Source organism: Eubacterium multiforme (assembly GCF_030813415.1).
Classification (GTDB): Bacteria; Bacillota; Clostridia; order Clostridiales; family Clostridiaceae; genus Clostridium; species Clostridium multiforme.
The window spans coordinates 1-23702 of the sequence record NZ_JAUSUF010000023.1 but is presented as its reverse complement, the minus strand read 5'-3'; the positions used below and the strand labels follow the sequence as shown (position 1 = coordinate 23702).

The 23702-nt window shown below is 26.8% G+C and carries 25 protein-coding genes, 5 tRNA genes and 2 pseudogenes; 8 read left to right on the top strand and 24 right to left on the bottom strand.

The window, feature by feature from the left end:
• Positions 1-89: 89 nt before the first annotated feature.
• Together J2S18_RS16105 and J2S18_RS16100 are read right to left on the bottom strand one after the other, a co-directional pair.
• Positions 90-233: pseudogene (locus tag J2S18_RS16105) on the bottom strand (PTS sugar transporter subunit IIA); the annotation flags it as partial.
• A 949-nt stretch (positions 234-1182) separates the two neighbouring features.
• A complete protein-coding gene (locus tag J2S18_RS16100) occupies positions 1183-1560 on the bottom strand; it encodes a winged helix-turn-helix transcriptional regulator (RefSeq protein WP_307488366.1) in 378 nt (125 codons plus the stop codon).
• Positions 1561-1715: 155 nt separating this feature from the next.
• Between J2S18_RS16100 and J2S18_RS16095 the strand changes: the two genes are divergently transcribed.
• On the top strand, positions 1716-2234 hold the full coding sequence (locus J2S18_RS16095; protein WP_307488364.1) for a DJ-1/PfpI family protein: 519 nt from the start codon (positions 1716-1718) through the stop codon (positions 2232-2234).
• Between the two features lie 270 nt (positions 2235-2504).
• Here J2S18_RS16095 and J2S18_RS16090 read toward each other — a convergent pair whose 3' ends face one another.
• The 14 genes and pseudogenes from J2S18_RS16090 to J2S18_RS16025 all read right to left on the bottom strand — a co-directional run bounded on the left by J2S18_RS16090 (position 2505) and on the right by J2S18_RS16025 (position 13240).
• Positions 2505-2798, bottom strand: a complete 294-nt coding sequence (locus tag J2S18_RS16090; RefSeq protein ID WP_307488362.1) for a hypothetical protein — start codon at positions 2796-2798, stop codon at positions 2505-2507.
• Between the two features lie 60 nt (positions 2799-2858).
• Entirely contained in the window at positions 2859-3443 is a 585-nt protein-coding gene (locus J2S18_RS16085) for a helix-turn-helix domain-containing protein (RefSeq protein ID WP_307488360.1), read from the bottom strand.
• 339 nt (positions 3444-3782) lie between these two features.
• Entirely contained in the window at positions 3783-4865 is a 1083-nt protein-coding gene (locus J2S18_RS16410) for a deaminase domain-containing protein (protein WP_370873857.1), read from the bottom strand.
• A 45-nt stretch (positions 4866-4910) separates the two neighbouring features.
• Positions 4911-5255 (bottom strand): annotated as a pseudogene (locus J2S18_RS16075) (winged helix-turn-helix transcriptional regulator); the annotation flags it as partial.
• Positions 5256-5702: 447 nt separating this feature from the next.
• A complete protein-coding gene (locus J2S18_RS16070) occupies positions 5703-6338 on the bottom strand; it encodes an ABC-2 transporter permease (RefSeq protein WP_307488358.1) in 636 nt (211 codons plus the stop codon).
• On the bottom strand, positions 6328-7197 hold the full coding sequence (locus J2S18_RS16065) for an ABC transporter ATP-binding protein (protein WP_307488357.1): 870 nt from the start codon (positions 7195-7197) through the stop codon (positions 6328-6330). The genes J2S18_RS16070 and J2S18_RS16065 overlap by 11 nt, the downstream gene beginning before the upstream one ends.
• A 1-nt stretch (position 7198) precedes the next feature.
• A complete protein-coding gene (locus tag J2S18_RS16060; protein ID WP_307488355.1) occupies positions 7199-7576 on the bottom strand; it encodes a GntR family transcriptional regulator in 378 nt (125 codons plus the stop codon).
• A gap of 614 nt (positions 7577-8190) precedes the next feature.
• A complete protein-coding gene (locus J2S18_RS16055; protein WP_307488353.1) occupies positions 8191-8673 on the bottom strand; it encodes a MurR/RpiR family transcriptional regulator in 483 nt (160 codons plus the stop codon).
• 160 nt (positions 8674-8833) lie between these two features.
• Positions 8834-9313 carry a 23S rRNA (pseudouridine(1915)-N(3))-methyltransferase RlmH gene (gene rlmH, locus J2S18_RS16050; protein WP_307488352.1) on the bottom strand — a complete coding sequence of 160 codons (480 nt, stop codon included), beginning with the start codon at positions 9311-9313 and terminating at the stop codon, positions 8834-8836.
• A gap of 206 nt (positions 9314-9519) precedes the next feature.
• On the bottom strand, positions 9520-10161 hold the full coding sequence (locus J2S18_RS16045) for a lactate utilization protein (RefSeq protein ID WP_307488350.1): 642 nt from the start codon (positions 10159-10161) through the stop codon (positions 9520-9522).
• A gap of 66 nt (positions 10162-10227) precedes the next feature.
• On the bottom strand, positions 10228-10728 hold the full coding sequence (locus J2S18_RS16040; RefSeq protein ID WP_307488348.1) for an SEC-C metal-binding domain-containing protein: 501 nt from the start codon (positions 10726-10728) through the stop codon (positions 10228-10230).
• 27 nt (positions 10729-10755) lie between these two features.
• A complete protein-coding gene (locus J2S18_RS16035; RefSeq protein ID WP_307488347.1) occupies positions 10756-11547 on the bottom strand; it encodes an MBL fold metallo-hydrolase in 792 nt (263 codons plus the stop codon).
• A gap of 20 nt (positions 11548-11567) precedes the next feature.
• Positions 11568-12833: a UDP-N-acetylglucosamine 1-carboxyvinyltransferase gene (gene murA / locus J2S18_RS16030; RefSeq protein WP_307488346.1), complete on the bottom strand. Its 1266-nt coding sequence runs from the start codon at positions 12831-12833 to the stop codon at positions 11568-11570.
• A gap of 248 nt (positions 12834-13081) precedes the next feature.
• Positions 13082-13240 (bottom strand): DUF1540 domain-containing protein, encoded by a 159-nt coding sequence (locus tag J2S18_RS16025; RefSeq protein ID WP_307488344.1) that lies wholly within the window; start codon positions 13238-13240, stop codon positions 13082-13084.
• Positions 13241-13393: 153 nt separating this feature from the next.
• Between J2S18_RS16025 and J2S18_RS16020 the strand changes: the two genes are divergently transcribed.
• The 5 genes from J2S18_RS16020 to J2S18_RS16000 all read left to right on the top strand — a co-directional run bounded on the left by J2S18_RS16020 (position 13394) and on the right by J2S18_RS16000 (position 17210).
• Positions 13394-13924 carry a hypothetical protein gene (locus J2S18_RS16020; protein WP_307488342.1) on the top strand — a complete coding sequence of 177 codons (531 nt, stop codon included), beginning with the start codon at positions 13394-13396 and terminating at the stop codon, positions 13922-13924.
• A 192-nt stretch (positions 13925-14116) separates the two neighbouring features.
• The gene (locus J2S18_RS16015; RefSeq protein ID WP_307488340.1) at positions 14117-14578 is read left to right on the top strand and encodes a dUTP diphosphatase; all 462 of its coding nucleotides are present in this window, start codon (positions 14117-14119) and stop codon (positions 14576-14578) included.
• Between the two features lie 88 nt (positions 14579-14666).
• Entirely contained in the window at positions 14667-15098 is a 432-nt protein-coding gene (locus J2S18_RS16010) for a DMT family transporter (RefSeq protein WP_307488338.1), read from the top strand.
• A 23-nt stretch (positions 15099-15121) separates the two neighbouring features.
• Positions 15122-15946, top strand: a complete 825-nt coding sequence (locus tag J2S18_RS16005; protein ID WP_307488336.1) for an MBL fold metallo-hydrolase — start codon at positions 15122-15124, stop codon at positions 15944-15946.
• Positions 15947-16013: 67 nt separating this feature from the next.
• A complete protein-coding gene (locus J2S18_RS16000; protein WP_307488334.1) occupies positions 16014-17210 on the top strand; it encodes a S8 family serine peptidase in 1197 nt (398 codons plus the stop codon).
• On the opposite strand, the gene J2S18_RS15995 is transcribed toward J2S18_RS16000, so the two are convergent.
• On the bottom strand, positions 17211-18401 hold the full coding sequence (locus J2S18_RS15995; RefSeq protein WP_307488333.1) for a peptidoglycan DD-metalloendopeptidase family protein: 1191 nt from the start codon (positions 18399-18401) through the stop codon (positions 17211-17213). It lies immediately after the preceding gene.
• 190 nt (positions 18402-18591) lie between these two features.
• Between J2S18_RS15995 and J2S18_RS15990 the strand changes: the two genes are divergently transcribed.
• Together J2S18_RS15990 and J2S18_RS15985 are read left to right on the top strand one after the other, a co-directional pair.
• Positions 18592-19599, top strand: a complete 1008-nt coding sequence (locus J2S18_RS15990; protein WP_307488331.1) for a DnaD domain protein — start codon at positions 18592-18594, stop codon at positions 19597-19599.
• Positions 19592-20569, top strand: a complete 978-nt coding sequence (locus J2S18_RS15985) for an ATP-binding protein (RefSeq protein ID WP_307488330.1) — start codon at positions 19592-19594, stop codon at positions 20567-20569. Before J2S18_RS15990 ends, J2S18_RS15985 begins: the two co-directional genes overlap by 8 nt.
• A 52-nt stretch (positions 20570-20621) precedes the next feature.
• Here J2S18_RS15985 and feoB read toward each other — a convergent pair whose 3' ends face one another.
• The 7 genes from feoB to J2S18_RS15950 all read right to left on the bottom strand — a co-directional run bounded on the left by feoB (position 20622) and on the right by J2S18_RS15950 (position 23663).
• Positions 20622-22748, bottom strand: a complete 2127-nt coding sequence (feoB, locus tag J2S18_RS15980) for a ferrous iron transport protein B (protein ID WP_307488329.1) — start codon at positions 22746-22748, stop codon at positions 20622-20624.
• A 17-nt stretch (positions 22749-22765) separates the two neighbouring features.
• Positions 22766-22987, bottom strand: a complete 222-nt coding sequence (locus tag J2S18_RS15975) for a FeoA family protein (protein ID WP_307488327.1) — start codon at positions 22985-22987, stop codon at positions 22766-22768.
• A 221-nt stretch (positions 22988-23208) separates the two neighbouring features.
• Positions 23209-23285: transfer RNA gene (locus J2S18_RS15970), tRNA-Asp, on the bottom strand.
• Between the two features lie 17 nt (positions 23286-23302).
• Positions 23303-23377, bottom strand: a tRNA-Glu gene (locus J2S18_RS15965).
• Positions 23378-23392: 15 nt separating this feature from the next.
• A tRNA-Val gene (locus J2S18_RS15960) sits at positions 23393-23468 on the bottom strand.
• A gap of 21 nt (positions 23469-23489) precedes the next feature.
• Positions 23490-23564: transfer RNA gene (locus J2S18_RS15955), tRNA-Glu, on the bottom strand.
• Between the two features lie 23 nt (positions 23565-23587).
• Positions 23588-23663 (bottom strand) — tRNA-Thr (locus J2S18_RS15950).
• Between the last annotated feature and the right edge of the window lie 39 nt (positions 23664-23702).

Genomic DNA, 23702 nt, shown 5'->3' with positions numbered 1-23702 from the left:
GTTGGCAAACCGTTTCGATGTGCGAGTAGCACAGCCAGTAACATGCCCTTATAGGGCTAGAGCAAACCACCCGTTTTACGGGTGGTCATGATTTTTGCTTTAATATCATCAGGTCCCTCACTAGGCATTAAAGTAACAGCTTTAACGTTTTCTTGTTCTCCAAAAATCATTGAACCAGATTGTAATATGCCTTTAGCAAAATCCCCATGACTAGCAAGAATAATTCCTACCATATATATACCTCCTATTTTTTATTTGTTACGAAAAAATTTATAAATAAGTTCTAAAAACTTGTAACCAAAGTTAATGTTTATAATTTTTTCTTTCAATCAACTTTTTGATATTTATTATTTACAATTAATATATAAGCAATTGTTGTGCCAATAGTAATGTATTAAGAATATAAAAAGTACTCAAAGCTATATGATTCAATGACTTAAGCTTTAATCCTAACTTTTCAAGTTTTTTCTCCAATACACTTTTGATACACTTTTGATACGGTTTTATTTTAGTTTAAAGTTATTTTGATATACTTATTCAAACATTTCATTACTATAACAAATTTCTTTCTTATTCAACATAATATTTAATATATTATTGAATATATTATTTTCTTTATAGACAACTTTCTTTGTAGTTTTGTTTAATGTATTTATATATTTTTTATATGCTAACCACTTCTAAACACTGACTTTTACAGCATTACAATATATATAACCCATTAATTTAATACTTATAATTGTATTAAAGTTTTTATTTAATTATTTTTTCAATACACTTATACATTAAATTAATACACTAATTATTTTATTTATACTTAACCTTTTGAATGTCTCATAAAAGTGATTATAACTTACAATTATATTAATGGAATTTTTTAAAGATAGGTCTTACTGCGTATTAATTTTTAATACAAAAAGAAAAAGCACTCATTCTACCAAGAATAGTACTTTAAAATCATTAATTATTTTATTAAACTATAATCTTTTTTTAATACACCATATCAATTAATTACCTTCCACATTCATAAATCTTATCATTTTCTTTATTTTTTCTCTTAGCAAATTTATCCTTGTGTATTAGTTTAATTAATTGTTCCCATATTATCCTCAAATAATATTAAAAAATATCTTTGAAACAAATAAGAACCTTAAACATCTAGATTTACCTATAGACTAAAATCTATTTATCTTCCATTTGTTTTTTTACTTCATCAATTCTCTTTTGTCCCCATTCATAAAGAAGATCCACAATTGGTATTAATGTCTTTCCTAGTTCTGTAAGTGAGTATTCCACTTTTGGAGGAACCTGCGGAAATACTTCTCTATATACTATTCCATCTTCTTCTAATTCCCTTAATTGGTTACTCAACATTTTATGAGATATCTTAGTAAAGAGTTTTTGTAATTCATTAAATCTATGCTTCCCTTCATGCCCTAAATGCCATAATATTACAACTTTCCATTTTCCGCTAATTATTGATAATGTGAGTTCTTTTGCACAATTGAATTCACCATTTTGAATTTTTAATTTTATTTCTTTTCTTAAAGTATCACTCAATTTAACATCTCCCTTACTACTTTTTATATTAAATCCATAGTAACTATAAAGTAACTATATTACAAAAAAGTGCATTCTATACTATATAAAATAATAATAATATAATACTTTATGTAAAACAAATAAAATTATATAAAGAAAAGGAGCCATATTTTATGAAGAAAAAAATATTATTTATCATACCCCCTGAGCGTTTCAACGAGGATGAATTAAATCAACCAAAAAATATATTAATAGATGGAGGATTAGATGTTATTGTATCAAGTACAATAACTGGTGAAATTACTGGTGATTACAATGGTAAAGCAATTTCTACTGTAGTCTTTTCATCTGTAGATATAAATGAATATCATGCTATTGCAATTATAGGGGGTTCAGGTACAATTGATTATTTATGGAATAATGAAACTTTAATTAAATACTTAAAAGATGCTCATAAAAATAATATAATTATAACTGGTATTTGTGCTGGATCAGTTGTTGTTGCTGAAACGGGATTACTTTCAGGACGTATAGGAACTTGTTATCCTGTTGATATTATGAAAAATAAACTGAAAGAAAATGATGTAATTTATTTAGATAAAAAAGTTGTTAAACACGATGATATAATTACAAGTAATGGTCCAATAGGTGCAAAAGATTTTGGAAATGCATTATTAAGTTTATTTGATTAGTGTAAAATAATAAAGCATTTTTTAAATCAAATTTAACTATGTTTAAAATCTCAAATATTCAAGATTAATAATAAAGTATTATTCCATATCAAGTAAAAGTATAATTAATAAATATAAAATTATCTAACTAACCCAGTAGTAAGAAATAATTCTTTTCTACTGGGTATTTTAGTAATAACTATGTATATCAATATTTAAATAAACTCTAACTTTAATACAAATTTAATCTATTTGTGATATAATTCTCCGTATCAATAGTGCATAAGTTTTTTATATATTAGCCAGCCTTATATTTCTTTTTTTCAAAAAAACCATATTAATTAATTGCCTTCCACACTCATAAATTGGATTATCATAATTATCTATAAAAAATTTATTAATTCTATGAGATTTTATAAAACCACATTTTTCATAAAAGGGTATTATATATGTAGGACCATCTCCTGTTCCTACATATATAATACCTCTTTCAAGATATTTACCAATCATATTTTTCCGCTCATCTGCTAATAACAATAAATCTAAAAAATCTTTTTTATTTTCTTTTATTATTTGTATCTTCATAATTTAAAATAAATCATACAGAATTCATTTAGAAATAACTACTCAAAATAACATTTTCATCTACTGAATTAATCTAAATAAAAAATACATTCCTATAGTAACAACTAATGCAATAAGCCCTGAACAAATTACTAAAAATGCTTTTTGATATGGACGTTTTCCAGCCTCACATCTCTTCTCAATCTGATCAAGTTTTTTTCCTTCAGTAAAAGCAATAATTTCTCTGTATGTTTGAATGTCATGAGTTTTCTTTTGTTTTTCAATACCTTTTGCATAATACATTGTAATGCCATATAGCACTAACCAAATTACAATTCCAATAAAATTTAAGTAAAGAAATAGTGGAACAGCCAGTACTACTGTTGTAATAAGTAGTACAGTAAAAACTATGCCGTCATGATTAAACTTTTTAATATCCTCTGTTTTAATTTCCTCTTTCATTTCTTCTAAATCTCCTTTAACTAGAATATCAAGAGAAACACCAAAGAGAGTACTTAATAGTACCAAGCTATTTATATCTGGATAGTTCTTTCCATTTTCCCAATTTGAAATTGTCTGCCGTGTTACAAATACTTTTTCAGCCAAATCCTCCTGGGATAATTTTAAATCGAGCCTATATTTTTTTATTTGTTTACTAATATCCACTTTGATCTTCCTCCTACTTAAATTCTATTGTTTAGAACGTATTTATGCTATCAAATCTATTTTACATCACTACTTTTTAGTATGTAAAATAGATTTTACATGCCCTTTTATAGTATTTATCTATATAATATAATTAAATATTATAAAGGTTAAAGGACTTGAGAAGATGAAAAGAGAACGGATTTTTTATGTCTTTATAAAAATTAAATAAATTAGAAATTTTAGATGTTAAAAGAATGGGATTAGTTTGTGTTAATTGTTCTAGAAAAACCACACTTATAAAAGCATTAATTGATGATATCCCAATCCATAAAGAAAATACCTTTAAAAAATATTCTACTATTCACCATATTTTTTTGTATATTTTACCTGTACATTTATATTAGGATAATACTTTTTAAATTGATCAATTACAAGATAGCAACTAGGACAAGGTTCCCATTTGCTATATAAAATAAGATTACCCTCTTCTTTTAAGATGCCCTCTTCTATTTGTTTGTGTATCTCCTCAAATATTTTCTTTTCACTATCGTTAACTCTGTTATATCCTGTTCCTAATTTGCCCAACTTATTAACTTTACTACTTTTAAAAAATGCCTTTTCTGGTAGTGGTGATCTGCAAAAATCTTTTACCTCATTACTTCCACTAATCGCTCTAAATTCTTTTCCATTATACATTGCTACTGCTATATTTATAGAATCCTGTAATGCCTCACTTTGATTTATTTTAAATGTTTTATTTTCTTCTTTATTCAAATTCATATATTTATAAACATTTTTTATTAGGCGCTTCATTCTTGGTATATTCTTTTTTATATGTTCATAATATTCCACACTACCTTTTTTAGCTTTAATATAATCATAATTTATATATTCAGGTATTTTTATACATACTGTTTTTGTTCTAGCTTTTTCATTGTATGTTTCTTTTACATATTCATTTTTAATAAGAACCATTTTCTTTAGTAGTTCTATATCCTTAGCATAAAGATATTCTTCATCTAAATATTTTTCTAATTCTATTAATCTAATTTTATCTTTATCATTTATTACTCTAGATATATCATTTGCTGTTTTTTCTATAATAGGTATCATATCTTCAACATTATCTTGCGTGCTAGGAACTCTTTCATATTCAGTTCTCTCTATAATTAATGACTTTACGGTGCTTATCTTTTTAAATAACTTATTATGTATATCTTCAAATAATATTATCTTTTTTATGTAGTCAATCAATTCTTTAATATCACTTACTTTATATGTAATATTCTCTTTCCTAATGGATGTATATAAATTCTCTATAACATTTTTATCTACGTTAAAATCCCTTGCAATTTTCTCTTTAAATTTTTCTTCATCAGATTCACTTATGTTATATCCTTCTTTTTTTAGTTCATCCTTAAAGTCATTTAAATTATTAATTTTTATTCTTTCTCTTTTTCTCTTCCTTTGTAAAATACCTTTATCTATTTTTTCATAATAAGCTTCTCCCCAATTACTCATTATTCTAAGAATTGGCATTAACTTGTCTCCTAATTCTGTTAGTGAGTATTCTACTTTTAGAGGAACTTCTGAATACACTTTTCTTATAATTAATTTATCACTCTCTAGTTCTCTCAATTGTTGTGTTAATATTTTTTGTGTTATTTTAGGAATAAGCTTTTTTAATTCATTAAATCTTTTTGTTTCTTTGTTTCCAAGATGCCCAATAATAATAGGCTTATACTTTCCACCTATTAAATCAGTTACCATCTCAAAAATATATTCATATTCTTTATTTTTGAGATTTAATACACATCTGTCTAAACTCATATTTATCTCCTTTTACTTATTACAATATCTTTTTAGATACTGTAATACTAATAGTTCGTAATTATACTTGTAATATAATTATTTTTAAATTATATCATAATGCAAAATAGTATGAATAAATAAAGGAGATTATAATTAATATTCTTCAGTATTTATAAAATGTCTCCGTTATTTATAGTATGGTTATCCGTAATACTTATAAATGAGGTTTTAATGTTACTATTTACTGGTAGATTATTTTTATTAACACTATTAACATTTATAGTGTTACTTATAGATAAAATATCAAAAAAATAGTAGCCCCGTACGCAATTTGGAAGCTACTATTTTTATTACTAAAAATTCTAGTGATACCAGTTGCCTAAGCAACTAGAATTGTATAAGTAGGGTTCACCAACACTCTACTTTTTTATTTTCTGCATTTCTTATTTATATTATATCAAATTTTTATAACTCTTGTTGTGAAAATATTTTAGTTGATATTTTTATAGAAAATATACTAATAAAAACAGATAATATTACCGGAAGTATATATTTAATTATTATAGGTATATTAATATTAAAACTAAAGTTTTCAGGTATAATTGTTATTATAGAAGGTAATCCAAAAGATATAGTAAAAATAACAATCATAAAAAAGTATTTGGTATTTTCATATCCAAATTTATATTGAATGGGCATATAAATATTAAAGATTGTAGATATAATAAGAAAAGAAATAATTATACTTAAAATTGATAATTGAGGAATTTCTGCTATTATTAATGTTAATATACTGTAAGATATATAGCAAAAAATAAAAACCATAAAAAAACAAATATATTTTGCTTCTACAATATTTTTTCTTCTAATCGGCGTTGTACATAACAATGTTGTTGCTTTAGGATATTTATTTTCCACTAAGAAAATAGACTGTATTAATAATACCTCTACAAAGACACTAGTAATAAAAAAAGTTATTCCCCCTAAAAGCATAGGCACTCTCCAAAAGATAAATAACGGTAGTATAAATGGAAGTAAAATCATCAATATTAAATATTTTTTTACTAAAATAAACTCTTTTTTTACAAGATTAAATATCATTACTTTTCCTCCTTTCTATGTATGAAAGCATAATATTTTCAATAGTAGGTTTTTCAATTATTAAATCAGGATAAATACTTTGTAGCTTGTTTATATTTTTTGATATACCTGAAAAACCAAAATCTGTTTCGTTTATATCAATAAAAAGAGCTCTAATATCATCAGTTAGTTTCTTATCATAACCTTTTACAAGCCTATGAGTATCAAGCAATACATCTTTCTCTTCTTGAAATATTATTTTTCCTTCATGTATTAAAATTAATACATCTGCAACATTCTCTAAATCTGATGTTATATGAGTAGAAAAAAATACAGCTTTTCCATCTTCCTTCATAAATTCGAGTAATATATCCATAAGTTCTTTTCTTACAAGTGGGTCTAATCCACTTGTAGGTTCATCCATAATTAATAAATCTGCATTATGAGATAATGCTAATGCTAATGCAAATTTCATATTCATACCTTTAGATAAAGTTGAAATTCCTTGATTAGATTTTAAAGAAAATCGTCTCATATAATACTTATACTTTTCTTCATTCCAATTAGAGTATAATGGTGCAATAATACTTTTCATTTCATCCATAGATAAGTCCTCATAAAATCCACCATTGTCTAACACAACACCAATTCTATTTTTAATTTTAGCTTCATTACCAGTAATGTCGTCTCCAAAAACTTTAATATTTCCACTTTCCTTTAATGAAAGTCCTAATATTGTTTTTATAGTTGTAGTCTTTCCAGCACCATTTACCCCAATAAATCCTGTAATACAATTTTCCTTCAGAGATAAATTAATATTATTAAGCTTAAAATTCTTATGATATTTATTTAATCCACATACCTCTAACACATCTTTCATATTAAATCTCCTCCTCATATAAGATATTTATCATTTCAATTAATTCTGCCTTATCAATACCAAGAAGCTTAGCTGAATCAATTGTTTCCTGTATTTTTTGTTCCACAATATGCCTTTTATATTCTAATAATAACTCTATATTTCCACAAGATACAAAAGTACCTTTTCCTGCTTGAATAGTAACAAATCCCTCACTCTCAAGTTCATCATAAACACGCCTTATAGTAAGAACACTTACCTTTAATTCATTAGCAAAATTACGAATTGAAGGTAACAATGCCCCGTCATCTATTTGATTTGAAAAAATTGCATCTTTAATTTGCTCCTTAATTTGGATATATAAAGGTTTATCAGAATTATTAGAAATCAAAATCTTCATTTAAAGCCTCCCAACTGTGATGTTTGTATATACACAGAATACACTCTAATTATATTTATGTCAATATTCAACTCATAATCCATAATAATTAATAGTCTAATCAAATGATTAGATTTTAAAAGGTTCTGATTTTATATGAGATAAAGATTTAACATTACATTTGATATATGATAATATTCTCTTCTATTTAAAGTTTATTTATCAAACTTTGTATAAACTTTATTAAAATATGAAATATAAAAAGGTTTAATCCTTATTAGTATTAATAATTTAACATCTTAATAATTAGAAAAAACAAGTAGAATTAATTTTTTTCATTAAGTATATTTATAGTTTGAGTAATAATTGTTATTACTTCTATATAATAATTGCTTAATTGTGTCAATTATTTTTCTAAGTAATTCTTTCTCACTCACATTCCTGCAAAAATAAGCTATATTAGATTAATCTAATATAGCTTCATTAAAATTTATAATATATATTTATTTTTTTATTATAGATGACTGTATTTCTATTTCCTCTTTATAATCAATAATTGAATATTTTAACCATAATTTAATAATTTTTTTACCAACATATTTACTTTTTCGAGTCGCTTTATAGATGAATCAAAATTATTTAATAATATTCCCATATAAAGCATATCTACAATCGCTAATTGTGATACGTGAAGCCATTTGTTCACTATAAAATGTTGTTTCTATATCTCCAGTATAAAAAGTAATATCTGCATATTTAGAAATAGCCGCAGCCCTAAAATTTGTTAATGCAATTGTCTTTGCTCCAGATTCTTTTGCAATTTTTAATACATTAACCCTATCTATGGTATTTCCGGAATAAGATATTACAATTAAAACATTCTTGTCAGTTAAATGGCTTGCATAAATTTGTTGTACATGATTATCTGGATATAACCTACAATTTAACCCTATACGAATTAATTTATTCATTATATCACTTGCTATACTTCCAAAATTGCCAACACCATATACATCTATGATATTAGCATTACATATTAACTCAATTGCTTCCTTATATTTTTTAAAGTTAATCAATTTTAATGTATCCTCTAATGCTTTTATTGTAATTCCTATCATCTTTTGTGGTATATCTTCTAATTATAAAAACTCTTACCTTTATATTTAACAAGTAAGAGTTCTCATTATTATAATATTTCAATTTATTATACAAAAAAGAATGTACTTAAAATAACTTTTCAGTACATTCAGTCTTTTTTATTATCATTAATATTTACCGTTACTTATGGTACGGTTCACCCTTCATTATCCTAAATGCTCTATAAACCTGCTCCAAAAGCATAACCCTAAAAAGTTGATGGGGAAAAGTCATCTTAGAAAAACAAAGTTTATAATTAGCCCTCCTCAAAACATCCTCAGAAAGACCAAGACTACCTCCAATAACAAAAACAATATTAGAATTCCCAGTAATACCACACCTATCAATAAAGACAGAAAATTCCTCAGAAGTAATTTGCTTTCCCTTTAAATCCATAGCCACAACATATGAATTATCCTTTATCTTAGAAAGAATACCTCTACCTTCCTTCTCCTTTATTTGCTTCTCCTCATTTTCAGATGCATTGTCAGGAGTTTTCTCATCTGGTAATTCTATAATTTCAAGCTTGCAATATCTACTAAGCCTTTTTGAATATTCATCTATTGCTTGCTTTAAATATTTCTCTTTTAATTTTCCAACTGTTATTAAAGTTATATTCATTTTTCCTCCTAAGATCCTTTTCTATACTTTTAAATAAACTCTAACTTTTTTATTTACATATTATAAAATTATGTAATAAATAAAATACCTATTTCATATAAATAATTATATGTATAATTCAAAAAGCACTAGTTATTCGTAAAAAATGTCTCCTTACGTTAATTTAAGTATAGTATACTTTTTAAACATAACTAGTGCTTTTCTTTTTAATATCCTATGTTTTCATTTAAGAAAATAACATGTATTCTTTCAGGATTATTTTGTCTCTTTATCAATGTATACTCATTACATATTCTCTCAGGACTATTACAATCCATACAGTAACCAACCTTTGTACATGGAGTTTTTCTACTTAATCTTTTTGCATTTATTGGAGCTGCACATTCTCTATTTCTTTTTATAGCTTCATGAACATCTTTAACTATCTTATTTACTCCACAAATAACTATAACCTTATCTGGTCCATAAAGCATAGCTGCAACTCTATTTCCATTTCCATCTACATTATAAAGTTCTCCCTTTTCAGTAACTGCATTACTACTTACAAAATAAGCATCTGCAAAAAAGGCTTTCTTGTATATATCTACAACTTCTTCCTTTGTAAGACCTTCTTTATATCTATCTAGAAATTCATATCTTTCACATCTTAAATGATCAATTATTCCTGTTTCAAATAATGTCATTGAACCACCACAGGAAACTTTACTGCCTGTTTTTACTATAGTTTCAATTAGTTTAATAAGTTCTTCTCTATTTTTTGCATAATATCCATTCATATTATTCTTTTTTAATGATTCTATAGTTCTATTAATTTTTATTTCATTTGACCAAATAACATTCTTATCCATTATACCCCTCCTAAAAAATTAAATAAAAGCCCATAATTAAAACTATGAGCTTTTAAATATATTAAACTATTTTCTTCCGCAACACTTTTTGTATTTCTTTCCACTTCCACATGGACATGGATCATTTCTACCGATTTTATCATCGTTTCTTACGATCTTTGATTCTCTATATTTCTTTTGAATTTCTTTTCTCTTTTCTTCTGAGAATATTCCTTCCCATTGTGGTAATGTGTATAAATAATCTGCTTTAGCATCAAGCATATTGAAATATAATTTTTCTAAATCAATATCAAATACTAATTCTGTATTTTCATCAATAGCTTCTAAGTCATAATTATCCTTTAAGCTATCGTTTATTCCGTCAACAAATCCCATTATAAATTCAGCTGTTGTATTATAGTCCTTAGCTAATTCATTTATTGTTGTTTTCTTTACTTCTTTATGATTTGATAATAGATCTTTGTATATGCTTGTCTCAATATTACCATACTCTTCCCAAAAAGCTTTTTCTCCTTTTGTCTTCACATATTCAACAACCATATCAGTCCAATTTTTGTATAAACTCATCTCATTTTCTCCTCTTTCTTTTTTAAATTATAAGTTAATTAATGAGCTAGGTTCATGTCTACTAGCCATTGAAATTTTAACATCCTCACCTTGCTTAACTCCCTTTTCTTCTAAAACACTTAAAACTGTTTGATAAGCTAAGTCTGGATGATTATTAGTTCCACTTAGATGACCTAATATTATTTGTTTATTGTTATCATGCTTAATTAGTTCTATTATAGCCTTACCACAGTCATCATTTGATAAATGACCTATTTCACTTAATATTCTTCTCTTAAGTACATAAGGATATGGTCCAAACTTTAACATGCTAACGTCATGATTACTTTCTAAAAGTATTATGTCAGACTCTTTAATGTTGTCACTTATTTCCTCTGTGAATGTACCAAAATCTGTTGCTACACTTGCAATCTTATCCTTAGACTTAATTGTATATCCAACAGGAGAAATAGCATCATGTGGTATATTAAAAGATTTAATTGATAAATCCTTTATATCCACGGTGCTTCTTCTATCCATTATTTTTATATTATGCTCTTTTATCTTACCTATAGATTTCTCCATAGCTTGCCATGTTTTTTCATTTGCATATATAGGAATATCATATTTTCTTGATATAACTCCTACACCCTTAATATGATCTGAATGTTCATGGGTAATAAAAATACCATCAATTTCTCTTGGATTTTGATCTATTTTTGCTAATGCTTCATCTATCTTTTTTCCTGGAACACCTGCATCTATTAATATTTTTGTTTTTTCATTCCCCACAAATATACTATTTCCACTACTCCCACTGTAAAGTGAACAAAATATCATCTGCTGTTCCCCCAAAAATTTTACTCTTCGTCGTCAATCCTTCTCACATCTGCACCTAGTCTTCTAAACTTACCTTCAATGTGTGGATATCCTCTATCTATATGTTCTATATTTGTAATTTCAGTTACACCATCTGCTATAAGACCTGCTATAACCATTGCAGCTCCAGCTCTTAAGTCTGTTGCTTTAACTACAGCGCCAGTTAACTTACTAACACCATCTATTATAGCTACTCTTCCTTCAACTTTTATGTTTGCCCCCATTTTTTTAAGCTCATCAATATGTTTATGTCTGTTTTCCCATATGGATTCAGTTATTAAACTTCTTCCTGGTACTACACTTAATAATGTTGACATAGGTTGTTGAACATCAGTTGGGAATCCTGGATAAGGAGCCGTCTTAATGTTTACACCTTTAAGCTTTCCATTATATTTAACTCTTACTGAATCATCACCATCTTCAACTACAGCGCCCATTTCGTTAAGCTTAGCTGTTATTGATTCTAAATGCTTTGGTATAACATTTGTAATAGTTACATCACCTTTAGTAGCTAATGCGGCTATCATAAATGTACCCGCTTCTATTTGGTCTGGAATTACACTATATGCGCATCCCTTTAACTTTTCTACTCCTGTTATTCTTATAATGTCAGTTCCTGCACCCTTAATATTTGCTCCCATTGAGTTTAAGAAGTTTGCAACGTCTACTACATGAGGTTCCTTTGCAACATTTTCTAATGTTGTTATACCTTCTGCTCCTGTAGCTGCTATCATAACATTGATAGTTGCTCCAACTGAAACTACATCAAAGAATATATTTGTTCCTATTAGTCTATCAGCCTTAACTCTTACTGAACCATGTTCTATTACAACATCTGCTCCTAGTGCTTCAAAACCTTTTATGTGTTGATCTATAGGTCTTACTCCTATAGGACAACCCCCTGGAAGTTCTACCTTTGCTTCTTTAAATCTTGCAAGAAGTGCTCCAATAAAATAATATGATGCTCTCATTCTTCTTACATCTTCTGTGCATGCATCACAAGTATGTACTTCTGTACTATCTATTTCTAAAGTATTATTATTAATCTTATTTAATTTACATCCTAAACTAAGTAATATTCTCTCTAAACAATGTACATCTTCAATATCTGGTATATTATCGATTATACATTTACCTTCACTAGCGATTATTGCCGCTGGTAATATTGCAACTGCAGCATTTTTTGCTCCATTTATTTCAACTGAACCTTGTAGAGGATTCCCTCCATTTATAACTAACTTTTTCATCCAATTCACCCTTATTTTTTAGATTCTATATATTTAAAATTCCCAATATTTATATTATTTATCCAAAAAAATATCTATTAGACATTATAATCCTATTATTATTTTTTATAGTTCGATTATCATTATAACACAAAGTTCTATTATTGAAATATTTTTTTTAATAAAGTTAAAAAATAAGATAGATAAAATCATTTTAATGATTTTATCTATCCATTAATTAGATTAATTATTAATATTTTCTATAATTGTTACTCTAATTCAAAAGAGTCGCAATCAGTTTCCTCTACTGTATTTACAGTATGTTTATGCTTACCTACTTTTATTGAATTTAAAGTACAATAATCATCCTCTTTACAATGGTATTTACATTCATCTACTACACACTTAATACTTGGATTATGTTTCATAACTCTAATACCTCCTTAGCTTAATTACATTAAATATTATGTGTACTATCCTTTTATTTATTCATCTAGTTTTTTTATTTAAAGTATTATGTTATAATTTATAGAAAAGTTTGGATACTAAATCCTAAAAGAATATATTATGCGAGGTAAGATATGAAATATTATATTGTTGCATTATTTGATACTTCTTCCTACGAATTTATTACTCCAGTTCAAAAGACTGTTTCTAAAAAACTTAGAGGTAATAGAAATTCGCCAGCACCATACATTGCACTAGAAGTACTTGATAATCCAAATATTGAAAAGTTAAACACACTTATCGAAAAAACATTAAAGCCTTACAAGAAATTTAAAGTAGAGCTTTCTAATGATTTTTCTATTTGCGAAGATTTAAGAACAATAAATTTAAATATTAGTGATAGAGGTTACATAAAGAAAATTGAAAGAACCCTTAAAGAAACTTTAACTCTACATGGTTTTAACATTAGAGAGGGTAATGTAGATAATCTTTCTATTTCTTTAGCAAATTTAAATTATTTACCTAAAGATAATAAAAGAAAAGTTATAGATCCTCAAATCATACCTGAAAATAAAACTTTAAAAGTTGATAAATTTCAACTATGGAAAGTTCCACATAATAAAAAAGAACTTAAAGTTAAAGAATTCGAATTAAAAACTTTTTAATCCAGTATATTTATTCTTTTTTCACTAAAAACTTCATTTATCGTAAATGAAGTTCTTTTTTTGCTCATTTTGTTTAAATTTTATAAATTTTTAAACAAATTTATTTTGTATTCGTTTACTGGTCTTTTCATAAATGCAAAGTTTTTGTAAAATAGATTTGGATAATTGCCTTAAGAACAGGGGGATTTGTTAATGTTTGTTTCAAATTTATTCAAAATGCAAAAAAAACTTGATGAAAAGTTATGTATAAACCCAGATTTAGATGAGTATAAAATTAAAGCTCGTAAAAACTTAGAACTACATATTAAAGTAAGTGATCTTGCAAATGAAACTAATTGTTATGAATATACTAAAAATATGAATAATATTGTTAATTGCGACGTTATTTTGTCAAAATATGTAGATTGTTTAAAACAAGTACTTTCAGTTGGAATTACTAATGGATATGACAATGTCAGAGAGATTTCTATACAACCTAATGAATATTGCTTAAGTGACCAATTTCTTAATTTATATATCGATATAAATGATTTAATTATTTCACGTTCTGAAGATCATTTTAAAACATTATTTGAAGACTTTTTAAGTATTGGTTATACACTTGGTTTCTCAGAACAACAAATACTAGATAGTTTTGAAAATACAACTAAATAAATAAATTTCTTGCTATAAGTTAATTCTTATAGCTTTTTTTATTATAAATATTATTTCACTTGGTAAAACTACTATAGAGGTGATTTAATTGTTAGGATTTATATTCGCAATAGTATCTGGAATTGCAATGAGTTTACAAGGAGTTTTTAACACAAGACTTGGAGAAAAAATAGGAACATGGGAAACAAACACTATTGTCCAACTGACAGGACTAATAATTACTTTAGTAATTACTGCTTTTTTTGGAAAAGGAAATTTCAAAGCTTTAAGTGATTCTAATAAAATATATTTATTAGGTGGAGCTTTAGGCGTAGTTATTATATTTACAGTAATGATGAGTATAGGCTCCTTAGGAACTACCTGTGCAATAGGTATAATTTTAGTTGCTCAACTTATTGCTGCGGCAGTAATTGACTATTTTGGACTTTTTGGAAGTGAAAAAATAAATTTTACCTTAAAAGAATTCATAGGTGTTGCAATTATGATAGCAGGTATTATAGTATTTAAGTGGAAAAGGTAACTTAAATAAGGAGATACAGAAATATGAATTTTTTTAAGAATATACATTTTTTATCAAAATTAACTTATAACAATGTAAAAGAATATTTTAATGATAGAGCACCATCACATAATGATCCTATAGAAAATAATTCAATAAACTGGTATGGTCATGCCACTACAGTAATTAATTTAGATGGCAAGATAATTGTAACTGATCCAGTAATATCAAATAGATTAGGTTATTTTAAGAGAGTTATTAATAAACCTTTTGAATTAAGCGAAATTAAAATTGATTATATATTACTTTCTCATGGTCATATGGATCACATGCATTTTCCTTCCCTAAAAAAATTAAGGAAGCTAAATAAAGATGCTACAGTTATAGTTCCAAAGGGCTACAAGAAAATCCTTTCAGCCCTTGGCTATACTAATGTTCATTTATTAAGAACTGGAGACACTTTTAAAGATGAATTTATAAAGGTTACTTCAGTTGAAGCTAATCATGATGGTCGTAGATTCTATGTTGGTATCGATAATGAAAGTAATTCTTATCTTATCGAAAGAAATAATACTAAAGTTTTCTTTGCAGGAGATACAGCTTATACTGAAAACTTTAAAGATATAGAGTGTGATGTCGCATTAATGCCTGTTGGCTGTTACAAACCAGCTAGATTCCAGCATATGCACTGTTCACCTGATGAAGGTTATAAGATGTATAAAATGATGAAAAGTAAAATAATGATACCTATACACTACAAAACATTTAAAATCTCATTAGAAGATTTTGAAGAGACACATGAGACTCTTGTAAACTTTAAAGACGATACAGTAAAAATAATAAATGTTGGTGAAACATATAAACTATAAAAATCATTAACATTTAAAAGACTATTACTATAATATGGTATTGTGATAAATATTATAGGAGTACTTTATGTTTAATCTTAGAAGTAAGCTTGACTACAATTTAAATGTTGCTATAAATGAAAATGCCTATAAAAGATATAGGGTTCTTATAAAGTGTAAAAACTTATTTTCATCTATATTAAAAAAGGTTTCTCATTTTAAGGAAGCTTTAATATATCCTTTAGAGTTTTGCAACATAATTGTAGCAAATTTAAATAAATATGAAATCAAATTAATTTTAGAATATCCAGAAGTTGAAAAAATATTTTTTGATGATTATTTATTTTTATGTGGAATTAGTATAAGCTCTGCTAATAACTGCTACTCTCTAAATAAAAATGACTTAAACTATTCAGGAAGTAACATAAAAATAGGCTTAGTAGACAGTGGAGTTTACCCTCATACTGATTTACTAAGCCCTAATAATAAAATAGAGGATTTCTTTGATTTAGTTAATAAATTTAACTATCCTTATGATGATAATGGACATGGTACAGCAATGGCTGGCATAATTTGTGGAAGTGGAATATCCTCTAACAATCTTTATAAAGGTATAGCCTCTTCAAGCAAAATAATATGTTATAAAGCCTTTGATAAGTTAGGCAAAGGATATGCCTCTGATATTCTTTATAGTATAGAGAGTTTAATAAAAGCTTCTAGCAGTAAAAACATAAGAATTTTATGCCTTCCCTTTGAACTTTTAAATCATAACTATTTTATTATAGATGCATTTAAGTCATTATTTGATGTTGCAATAAATAATAAAATTATCCCAATAGTACCAAGTGGAAGTAATAATTCTTTAAGTAGTAATATTATGGGGATTTCTACCCTAAAAAACTGTATAACAGTTGGAGGTATTGAAAGCCACAATAATAAACCATATCTTTATTCATCAAAGGGTCCCTATGGAAAAATAATTAAACCAGATTTAGTTTCATCCTGTACAAATATAACTTCTCTTAATAGTGATACAGCCTATATATCTGAAAAAGAAGGCAAAAAATTATATCCTAAAAAGCTTAATGCTAACTATAAATCTTTTAGTGGAACATCAATATCAGTAGCCTTTGTAAGTGCTGTATGTGCAATTATATTAGAGCATAATAATTCTTATTCATTTAGCGACCTACAATCTATACTAAAATTAGCCTGTGACCCTAAAGATTTATCAAAGGACAATGTAGGAGAAGGAATCTTAAACTTTAATAAAATACTTAAATAATTATTTTAAATAATTTTGTGGATCTACAGGGCTTCCATTTATCCTTACTTCAAAATGTAAATGGGGTCCTGTACTTCTTCCTGTATTTCCAACTCTTCCTATTAAGTCTCCCTTTTTAACTTTATCTCCTTCTTTAACTTCTGACTTACTCATATGGGCATACCTAGTTTCTATACCATCTTCATGCTCTAAAATAACAACATTCCCATAGCCATTCTTCTCATAAAAAATGCTCTTAACAACTCCATCAATAGCAGCTACAATAGGATCTCCCATATTACCTGCTATATCCATTCCATTATGATTTCTACCCCATCTTTCCCCAAAAGATGATGTTACCATCCCCCCTCTAGTTGGACTCATTAAGAAAGCTTTATTTGAAGTTATAGGATTTTTAGTTCCTTTATATACAACTTTACTAATACTATTTTTTATTATTTTTTCTGATAAAACCTCTGTACTAATCTTTTCTCCATTCCTATAAGTTACTTTTGTGTGTTGCTCTTTTTTTCCTACTTTCCCTTCTTTAACTTTACTTTCTCCAATTAACATATCATCAGTTCTCTCTATTTTAACTGATGGTTCTATATTAACTACCTTTTTATCATTAATAATTAAATCTACGTATATCATATCTTTATTTATATTCATTATCTTATTTGCAAGGTCATAAGTTCCATTTAATTTTGATACACTAACAACTTCATCCTTTAACTTAATATTACCTTTTACATTAACTGACACAATTTTATCTTTGCTTAATTCGTTCTTTTTAGCATATATTTCAGAAACCTTAATTAAGGCATCCTCCATATCAGCCTTGTCTATTACATATCCAATTTTTTTGTTATCTATAATTATAGCTTTAAGAGTTACCTTATCACTTATTGTATTTAATATATTTCTTTCAAATTCATTATATTCACTTGAACTAACTTCCTCATGAATTCTTTTAAAACGAAGTATTTTTTTAGTTATTGCTTCATTTTCACTAAGCTTATTATTTAAATCATCTATTATCTGTTTATAATTATTTTTTGCTGTATCTTTATTTTTTGTATATCCAATAACTGAATTTCCTAAATAAACTTCATAACCTTTAGCTTTATAATCTAAATACATGTTTATTCCTATAACAGCTATAACTACTAATATAAATGAAAAAGCAGTTCTTTTTATATTACTGTACATATGTATCTCCTCTTTTTATCCAATTTTTTAATACATTCCTTAAGTTATCCAATAATTATCTTTTTATACATATGTTATTTTTTCCTTAAGTTGTTATCCTAACATCACTTTGTTATAATTAGCTTACATATAATGAATGTTATAATTTAAATTTTATTAAATATAATTTTGAAAGGCAGAGATAATATAAATGAGCACTTTTATGCTTAAAAATACACCTTTAACTTTTACCCCTGTAAGTAATGTATTTATAGAAAAATATATGCCAAAAGCTCGTGGTGAATTTGTTAAGGTTTATTTATTAATGTTAAAATACAATATTGCTAGCGAAATTGGTGTTAGTTCACAGGTTTTGGCTTCAACCCTTAATTTACTAGAATCAGATATAATGAATGCACTAAACTATTGGAATGATGAAGGTGTTATTAAATTTGTTCCCATAGATAAAATGAATAACTTTAGTATAGAATTTTTAGACCTTGAAGAAGATGAAAGTAATGTAGATACAGAAAGTATAAATATATTAGAAGCACTAAATAATTCTGAAACTACAGATATGCTTAAGGATATAGAAAAAATTCTAGCAAGACCTCTATCAAGTAAGGAAATGGAAATATATCTTGGATGGCAACGTGATTTTAATTTCCCATCTGAACTTATTCTTATATTAATAGAATACTGTTCATCAAAGGGTAAAAATAACTTTAGATATATGGAAAAGGTAGCTGAGTCTTGGAATGATATGAATATAAAGACTGTTGATGAAGCCCAAATTCATATTAAACAAAATGAGGATAAGTGGACTAAAATAAGAAGAATACTATCTTATCTTGGAATGAAAAATTCAGAGGTTATGAAACCTCAAGAAGATATGCTTGAAAAATGGATTTTCACTTACAAGTTCAATATGGATTTAATCGAAAAAGCCTGTGATATATGTTTTGAAAGACTTAATAGAGCTGATTTTAAATACATAGATGGTATATTAGGTAAATGGAAAGAAAATAATATTAAAACTTTAGAAGATGTAGCCCTTAAAGATAAAAATATGAAAAAATCTAATAATAAGCAATTTAATAACAACAATAATTTTAATAACAATAAATCTAAGGCTATAAGGTTTAATAACTTTAAACAAAGAGAATATGACTATGATTCTTTAGAAAAGAAATTGTTAGGATGGGATAAAGATGATTAAAGGCTATCAAACAGAGTTAATGGAAATATATCAAAAAATCAGAAATGAAGAGGATAAAAATTTAAAGCAAAGAAGAGCTGAAATTAAAGCCTTACATCCTGAAATAATAGAATTAGATAATGATATCCATAAACTTTCACTAAAACTTTCAATGACAATTTTAAAAAATACTGCAACTGAAGATGATATTGAAAAAATAAGAGATGAAATTACAGACCTAAGAGCAAAAAAATGTGAGAGATTAGTTCAATATGGTTATGACCCTGAATATCTTAATATGCATTATAAATGCTCTAAATGTCAGGATACTGGATATGTTGGAACTAAAAAATGTGACTGCTATAAAGATAAACTTATAAGACTTTATTATAAAGATTCTGATCTTGAAGAAATACTTAAAGATAATAACTTTAAGAATTTTAATTTATCGTTATTTTCAACTTCAAAGGATTTTGGTGAAAAATATTCTGCAAGAACTAACATGAAAAATAATGTAGATTATATAAGAAATGAATTCATTCCAAACTTTAGGTTTAGTTCAGATAACTTATTATTTTATGGTTCTCCAGGAAGTGGTAAAACATTTTTATCTTACTGTATTGCTAAAGAATTATTAGATGAAGGTTTTTTAGTTGTATATAAAACTTCAGATGAATTAATAAGATGTTTAAGAGATGCAAAATTTAATAATAATTCTGCTCTTGAAAAATTATTAATTGATTGTGACCTTCTTATAATTGATGATTTAGGTTCAGAACAATTAAATGATTTTGTAGCAACAGAATTATTCAATCTTATTAATAAAAAACTTCTTAAAAAGAAAAAGATGATTATATCAACAAACCTTACATTACCAGAAATAACTATGACTTATACAGAAAGAATATCTTCAAGACTTATTGGAAACTTTAAATTACAAAAATTTTATTCTGATGACATAAGAATAAAATTAAATCTATCAAAAAGATAATAAATTAAGAGGCTACTACAAAATCTAAAATTTTGTAGTAGCCTCTTTTTAATTACCCAAATAGCCTCCATAATTGTGTTGTAAAGAAACATACAACTATTCCTGCAATAGTTGGAATTATAAAACTTATAATTGTCCATTTAACACTATTAGTTTCTTTCTTTATAGTTAATAATGTAGTTCCACAAGGATAATGCATTAAACATAGTATCATAACATTAATTGCAGTTAAAATTGTCCACCCATTAGCAACTAATAAATCTTTAAGCTCATACAAACTATCTAATTCTAACATTGTTGTTGCCCTTAAATAACTCATTATTATTATTGGCATAACTATTTCATTAGCTGGAAGCCCTAATATAAATGCCATCAAAATATATCCATCTACACCTATACTATTTGCAAATGGAGATAAAAAGTCTGCACATACAGATAAAAGTGAACCATCCCCAACTGAAACATTTGAAAATATCCATATTACTATACCTGCTGGTGCTGCAACAACAATAGCCCTACCTAAAACATAAAGGGTTCTATCAAATATTGATCTAACAATAACCTTTCCTATTTGTGGTTTTCTGTATGGTGGTAGCTCTAATATAAAGTTTGAAGGCATTCCTCTTAATACAGTTTTGGATAATATCTTAGAGACAATTAATGTCATAAAAACACCAAGTATAATAACAACTGTAACTGTAATTGCTGATACTAAATTTCCTTTAAACCCAATTGAAATTCCACCAATAAATATTGATGCTATAGAAATTAGCATAGGAAATCTACCGTTACATGGCATAAATACATTAGTTAGTATAGCAGCTAACCTTTCTCTAGGAGAGTTTATTATCCTACACCCTATTATTCCAGCTGCATTACAACCAAGCCCCATACACATAGTTAAAGCTTGTTTTCCACAGGAACAACACTTTTTAAAACATTTATCAAGATTAAAAGCTATCCTTGGTAAATATCCTAAGTCCTCTAATAGAGTAAACATTGGAAAAAATATAGCCATAGGAGGTAACATTACAGAAATAACCCAAGCTAAAGTTACATATACACCATCTATTAACATTCCACCAATCCAATAAGGCATTGATGTATTTGAGAATACTTCTCTAAGATATTCTTCTCCTTGTCCAAATAAATTTGCAAGCATTGATGAAGGATAATTTGCTAACGTTATAGTTATCCATAAAACAACAAGTAATGTCATTATCATTATAGGTATTCCAGTTGCTTTTGAAACTAATATTTTATCTAATTTTCTTTGAAACTTATCATATTTCTTTTCTATAGTAACAACCTTTTTCCCTATTCGTTCAGCCTCATTTATAAGTATCTCTATTACCCTATCCTCTATAGGTTTTTCTCTTTCTCTTTTTCTTATCTCATTAATTTCTATCAATATATTATCTACATCATAAATAGTAAAACCATATTTAAACTTTATTGAATTTCGTATACTTAAATTTCCCTCTAAAAATCTTAAAGATATCCACCTAAGTTCTTTTTCATCAATATTATTATTAATTTTTTCTATTACTTTTTCTATACTTCTTATGCCACTTTCTATATCTAAATCGTACTTTATTCTACTTTTAACTTCCTTATTAGACTGTATTTCCTGTAAAACTACCTCTTTTAATTGTTCTATTCCAATATTCTTTGTTGCAGCAGTTTCTACAACAGTTGCATTTATTTCTTTTGAAAGTAAATTACAATCTATATTTATGTTCTTTTTCTTTGCCTCATCTATTAAATTTACACAAAGTACTACTCTCTTACTTATTTCTGAAATTTGAAAAAATAAATTTAAGTTCCTCTCTAAAGAAGTTGCATCTGCTATTACAACTACTAAATCAGGCTCATTAAAACATATATAATCTCTAGCAATTTCTTCTTCTTCTGAATTTGATAAAAGAGAATACGTTCCAGGTAAATCTACTACTTTTATAGTCTTATCCTTAAATGTATAATGCCCTTCTGCATTAGCTACAGTTTTTCCTGGCCAATTTCCCGTATGCTGATTTAATCCAGTTAAAGCATTAAAAACAGTGCTTTTACCTACATTAGGATTTCCAGCTAATGCAATTACATAGTCTTCTTTTATTAAACTCCTTTTACTTTCTAAAGATAATATTTTAATGCCAGTAGAGTTTTTACTTAAGCCCATATAATCCTCTCCTAAAATTAATTCATTACTTCAATCTTTTCACTATCCTCCTCTCTAATTGCAATTACAGCCCCTCTTATTAAATAAGCTCTAGGATCTCCAAATGGACTTTCATATAAAATTTCTATTGAAGTTCCCTCTATTATTCCTAAATCAAAAAACCTTCTTCTAAGTTCCCCATCAGCCTGTATATTAGTTACTTTTACCTTAGTTTTTAATTCTGCTTCTTTTAAATTCATATTTTTTCTCCCTTCTAAAACAAGGATTTTATTTCGAAAACAGTAAATTTTCCTATTAATAAACTATGAGAAAATTTATGTATTGTGATTGCTTTTAATTATATAAATCTAATATAAAATCTATTTTTCAAAATATATTTTAAATTTATAAAAATATACTAAAATTTTAAGTTAATATATTTTTGCATAAAAAAAAGAAGCAAGATAAATCTTACTTCTTTTGGCGACTCAGAAGGGGTTCGAACCCTCGACCTCCGGCGTGACAGGCCGGCACTCTAACCAGCTGAGCTACTGAGCCGTATTAAATTTTAAAAATGGTGACTCCTAGGAGAATCGAACTCCTGATTTCACCGTGAGAGGGTGACGTCTTAACCGCTTGACCAAGGAGTCACATCCTAAAATATGTGGTGGGCACAACAGGGTTCGAACCTGTGACCCCCTGCTTGTAAGGCAGGTGCTCTCCCAGCTGAGCTATGCGCCCATATAAAAATATAAAAAAAAATGGTGACTCCTAGGGGAATCGAACCCCTGTTACCACCGTGAAAGGGTGGTGTCTTAACCGCTTGACCAAGGAGCCATATTAAGTTGTAAAAAATTTATTGGAGCTAGCGATCGGAATTGAACCGATAACCTGCTGATTACAAGTCAGCTGCTCTGCCAATTGAGCCACGCCAGCTTATATTATAAAATTTAAATGGCGACTCAGAAGGGGTTC